At 60.1% G+C, this 4,668-nt stretch carries 6 protein-coding genes and 1 pseudogene; 1 reads left to right on the top strand and 6 read right to left on the bottom strand.

Going from position 1 to position 4,668, the window contains the following annotated elements; translation table 11 throughout:
- Positions 1–183: transposase domain-containing protein (locus LH128_RS05875; RefSeq protein WP_008828669.1), on the top strand; the 183-nt coding region annotated here is incomplete at its 5' end.
- 146 nt (positions 184–329) lie between these two features.
- Here LH128_RS05875 and LH128_RS05880 read toward each other — a convergent pair.
- The 6 genes and pseudogenes from LH128_RS05880 to LH128_RS34355 all read right to left on the bottom strand — a co-directional run.
- Positions 330–1,460 (bottom strand): fatty acid desaturase family protein, encoded by a 1,131-nt coding sequence (locus tag LH128_RS05880; protein WP_327195073.1) that lies wholly within the window; start codon positions 1,458–1,460, stop codon positions 330–332.
- On the bottom strand, positions 1,453–2,085 hold the full coding sequence (locus LH128_RS05885) for a 2-dehydro-3-deoxy-6-phosphogalactonate aldolase (RefSeq protein ID WP_008828671.1): 633 nt from the start codon (positions 2,083–2,085) through the stop codon (positions 1,453–1,455). Before LH128_RS05885 ends, LH128_RS05880 begins: the two co-directional genes overlap by 8 nt.
- Positions 2,082–3,311, bottom strand: coding sequence for a 5-aminolevulinate synthase (gene hemA / locus LH128_RS05890; protein ID WP_008828672.1), 1,230 nt, complete (start codon positions 3,309–3,311; stop codon positions 2,082–2,084). The genes LH128_RS05885 and hemA overlap by 4 nt, the downstream gene beginning before the upstream one ends.
- A 28-nt stretch (positions 3,312–3,339) precedes the next feature.
- Positions 3,340–3,462: a DUF2474 family protein gene (locus LH128_RS31970; RefSeq protein WP_008828673.1), complete on the bottom strand. Its 123-nt coding sequence runs from the start codon at positions 3,460–3,462 to the stop codon at positions 3,340–3,342.
- Positions 3,462–4,469, bottom strand: a complete 1,008-nt coding sequence (cydB, locus tag LH128_RS05895) for a cytochrome d ubiquinol oxidase subunit II (protein ID WP_008828674.1) — start codon at positions 4,467–4,469, stop codon at positions 3,462–3,464. The genes LH128_RS31970 and cydB overlap by 1 nt, the downstream gene beginning before the upstream one ends.
- Positions 4,459–4,668 (bottom strand): annotated as a pseudogene (locus LH128_RS34355) (cytochrome ubiquinol oxidase subunit I); the annotation flags it as partial. The pseudogene LH128_RS34355 and the gene cydB, both read right to left, overlap by 11 nt.

Here is a 4,668-nt window from a genome sequence, read left to right on the forward strand (position 1 = left end):
TTCTGCGACACCGTGGACGGCGCACGGGCGAGCGCCGTCACCTACAGCCTGATGCTCACTTGCCGCGCCTGCGGCGTCGAGCCTCTCGCGTGGCTACGCCATGTTCTCACTGAACTGCCCCAGCGACCTCACGGCGCCGATATCGACGACCTGCTGCCATTCAACTTCGAAAGACAAGCCTGACCTGCCGACGTCGTCGCGGTGGCCTGTCTCGTCCAGCGTCAACTATGATGGCCGCACTGCCTCCGGAAGCAGCGTGCTACGAAATGCGCGCTTACTGAGTAGGGTCTGATTACGCCAAAAGCCGCCGATCTATCGCCGATCCGCCTTTAAGCGCTTTGGTGCTGATGAGAGGCGGTTGCCAGCGCGTCACCAGACTGAGATGCTCGCTTTCTCTTGAGTATCTTCTCAAGGACAGCTGGCATGCTCGGGTAATCAGGTGTGGAACACCTTGCTGAACCGATCCGCGAGGATGACAACTTCAAATGAGCGCGCCCTAGCGAGTGATAGGGCACGGAGGGCAGCAAATGATGCAGGGCATGATATCGTAAGCCCACGGGAGCCCAAAGGGCAGGAAGAGCCGCTGGTGGTGGGACATTCACCGAATCCAGATACTGAGCCGTCAGACTTATAGGTCTGTCGGTGGCGTTGCCCCACGCGTGGCTCGCTAATGTCCTAATTTGGTTGATTACGGCGACCCCAACACCCACGGCCAGACAGGTCAGAAAACGAGGCATAGCGATCGCACCAAGAGCAGTCAGGGCGACAACCAAAATCGACCACCACGCTGTGCAAACCTCCAGTACCAGCCAGCTTCGGGAGGATGTTGGCACCGCGTCGCGGCGCCGGAAGGATGGATTGATCGCCAAGGCCGAATACCGGGTAATGACGATGCGGCGCAATCTGGGAATGACGATGCTAAGAGGTGCCAGCACCGCGAACCGCAGGAGCAAGCCCAGCGGAATTAGCGCGCTGACAACCAGGAACCTGAGGGAGGCCCGGCGTGGCAGTGCCGAGAAGGGCAGATATTCGGGATCGTTCCTCGTCCCATAGGTTGTCCGGGCATGGTGGACCGTATGCACACCTTCATACATGAACGACGGGACAAGAAGCGGGACACCAAACAAGACGTTCCAGGCTGCGGAAAATCCGCGCACTGTGTTCGGCCGTAGATGCGTCAACTCGTGGATGAAACTGAGGCCGCGATAGAAGGCGAGCACGGCGACGCCGTATGCCGGAACACTAGCCAAGCCGATCGGAAGCAAAAGCAGCGCCGTCAACGCTCCGTAGGCCAAGATCGCCGTGCAAAGCAGATCGGTCCAGTAGATTGCCGGGGATGGCTTACCAAACTCCCGGCCTAGCGTCGCCGCCACTGTTAGCAGGTCCCTATCTTCCCAATCCTGCGCCGTTGTTTCCAAGCTGGTTGGTCCGGCATGCGCCTGTTGATCTGCGCTAAGCATACGCAGCAATCAGATTTGTCACAAACGAACGGGCCATTTTTTGAACGTGCGCTGCGGAGTCTCCGGGCCGGTAAAGTGCAGTGCCCAGACCAAAACCGGATGCTCCAGCCTCCAGATACCGATCCATTGTCTCGGGCTGAATGCCACCGGTTGGAATTAGCGGCACATCAAGGCCTATAACTGTGCGGAATGCTGCCAAGGTCGATGGAGGAATGATATCGGTCGGGAAAACCTTCAGAGCGTCTGCACCTGCGTCAATCGCTGCGAATGCCTCGGTCGGCGTCGCCACCCCAGGAAGCGTTGCAAGCTTGCGATCGACCGCAGCGCGAATGAGTTTCGTATCGGCGTGGGGCGTTACCATCAGCGTGCCGCCCGCCGCGACAAGTTCGTCAAGCTGCTCAACGCGACGAACAGTCCCTGCGCCCACGATCGTCGCCGGGCCAAGGTGGTCGGATAGCATAGAGATGCTACGCATCGCGTCAGGCGAAGTAAGTGGCACTTCGATAATCCGGAACCCGCTGGCGACAAGCACATCACCGACAGCGATCACCTCTTCAGGGGTGATGCCCCGCAAAATGGCAACGAGCGGGACAACGGACAGCGCCTCTTTGAAATACTCACTCACGCAGTTTTCCTCGTTTCTTGCAGCCATCCGAGCTTCGAGCGAACGTCGCACAAAGCTGTCACCAGACGGTCGATGTAATCCGCGCCGTGAAACGGGGTTGGCGTTAGACGAAGGCGCTCCTGTCCCATTGGGACCGTGGGATAGTTGATCGGCTGCACATAGATGGAGTGCTCCTCAAGAAGGAGGTCGCTGACCTGCCGGCATAGATGTGCATCGTTGACCATCAGCGGAATGATATGGCTGGCCGTATCGGCGCCGACTGGAAATCCTTCGGCGCGCAGCGCCTGCTTCAGCTGCTCGACGTTACTTTGTTGGCGCTCGCGCTCTTCCCCGCTGTGGCGCAGGTGGCGAACTGCGGCGAGTGCGCCTGCGGCAAGGTGCGGGCACAACGAGGTCGTGAAGATGAAGCTTTCTGCGAATGAGCGGATCACGTCGATCAGGAGCGCAGGGCCTGCAACGTACCCACCAATCACACCGAATGCCTTGGCTAGGGTTCCCTCGACAATGGTGACCCGGTCAGCCAAGCCTTCACGCTCAGCAATCCCCCCGCCGTGCGCGCCATACATGCCAACGGCATGAACCTCATCCAGGTACGTCAGCGCGCTGTGACGATCTGCGAGATCGCAGATCTCCCTTATTGGCGCAAGATCACCATCCATCGAGTAGACGCTCTCGAAGGCGATAATCTTGGGGCGGGCGGGGTGGGCCTTCTCAAGCAGTTGGCTCAGGTGCCCCACATCGTTGTGCCGGAAGATGTGGCGCTCCGCGCCAGAGCGCTTGATGCCCTCGATCATGGAATTGTGATTCAAGGCATCGGAAAATATCATGCAATCCGGAAGCAGCCTCCCCAACGTGCCCAGGGACGCGAGATTGGAAATCCAGCCAGAGGTAAACAACAGCGCGGCTTCCTTGCCGTGCAGACCCGCCAGTTCATGTTCCAGCTCGACATGTTCGGTCACGGTGCCCGAGATGTTGCGCGTGCCGCCGGTCCCGGCACCAGCGCGCGCGATGGTTTCATGCATCGCCGCGATGACGTCAGGGTGTTGGCCCATTCCGAGATAGTCGTTGCTGCACCATACCGTGACGTCGCGGACCGTTCCATCCGGTCGCCGCCATCGTGCCGTCGGAAAAGCGCCCGCTATCCGCTCGATCTGGGCGAAAGTCCGGTAGCGTCCCTCCAGGCGTGTTCTTGCCAGAAGGTCTTCGAAGAATGCTGTCGTATCCATGATGTCGTTCCAAAGCGAACAGTTGCGATCAGGGGTGGAGCCACCAGCGGATCGCATAGGCAACGATCCCAAGGGCTGAGACGCTGAAGGCCCAGATCAGGGCCATCCAGCCAAGGCGGCGCCAAAGCGAGGCCGAAGGCTGAGAAGCCATCAGTGATACCCCTCGCTGACCGTCTTCCCGCGAAAGACGTAATAGGCCCAAGCAGTGTAGGTGATGATGATCGGCAGGATGAAGACCGTGCCGACCAACATGAAGATCTGGCTCTTTTCCGGGGCTGCCGTATCCCAGATCGTCAGCGCGCGGGGTACGATGTAAGGGAACATGCTGATCCCAAGCCCCACAAAGCCAAGACCAAAGAGGGTAAGGGTCACAAGGAACGGCAGGCGCTCTCTTCCTCGCTTGAGGCTCCAGAACAGGATGAAGCCGAAGACGATCGTAGCTAGCGGCACCTGCGCAGTGAACAGCACACCCGGCATCCGGAACCAGCGGTGCCAGTAATCGATCGCCAGGAACGGCGTTGCTGCACTCACTGCGGCCATGCCGAGCAAAGTTGCAATGGCAAGCCAGAAGGCCATTCGCCGGGCGTGGTCCTGCAGCGCTCCATGCGTTTTGCCGACCAGCCACGTTGCACCGAGCAGGCCATACCCTACGAGCATGGACACACCGGTCAGTAGGCTGAAGGGCGACAGCCAGTCTAGTGGGCCGCCAGCGTAGGCACGGCCCTCGACATGTACTCCCTGAAGGATGGCCCCAAGCATGATCCCTTGCGCCAGGGTTGCAACCACCGAGCCGACGCAAAATGCCACATCCCAGACCGCCCGGTGGCGCGGATCGCGCCAGCGAAACTCGAAGGCGACCCCGCGGAACACCAGCCCCAGGACCATGGCAATGACGAGTGGATAGGTGGCGGGCAGGATGACTGCGTAAGCTAGCGGAAATGCGGCCATCAGCCCGCCGCCGCCAAGCACCAGCCAGGTTTCGTTGCCATCCCATACGGGCGCGATCGAGTTCATGGCCTGATCGCGCTGTTCGCCAACTGGGAAGCTGGGGAAGAGGATGCCGATGCCAAGATCGAAGCCGTCCATCACCACATAGGCGAAGATGGCAAATGCGATGATGAAGGCCCACACAGTGGCCAGGTCGTAATTATACACCATGGCTGCCTCCTTCAGAGCTAAGCGCCGGCGCCGGCGTGATCCCTGCTGCACGCTGGGGGGTTGAGGACGGCTCTGTTTCATGAGGCGCCGGGGGCTTGGCCATGAGGCGGAGGAGGTAATAAGTGCCTGCACCGAAGACGAGGAAGTAGACGATCACGAACGTCAGGAGCGATGCTGCCACTGCCGATGCCTGTAGCGG

The sequence above is a fragment of the Sphingomonas sp. LH128 genome, from assembly GCF_000293195.2.
Lineage (GTDB): Bacteria > Pseudomonadota > Alphaproteobacteria > Sphingomonadales > Sphingomonadaceae > Novosphingobium > Novosphingobium resinovorum_A.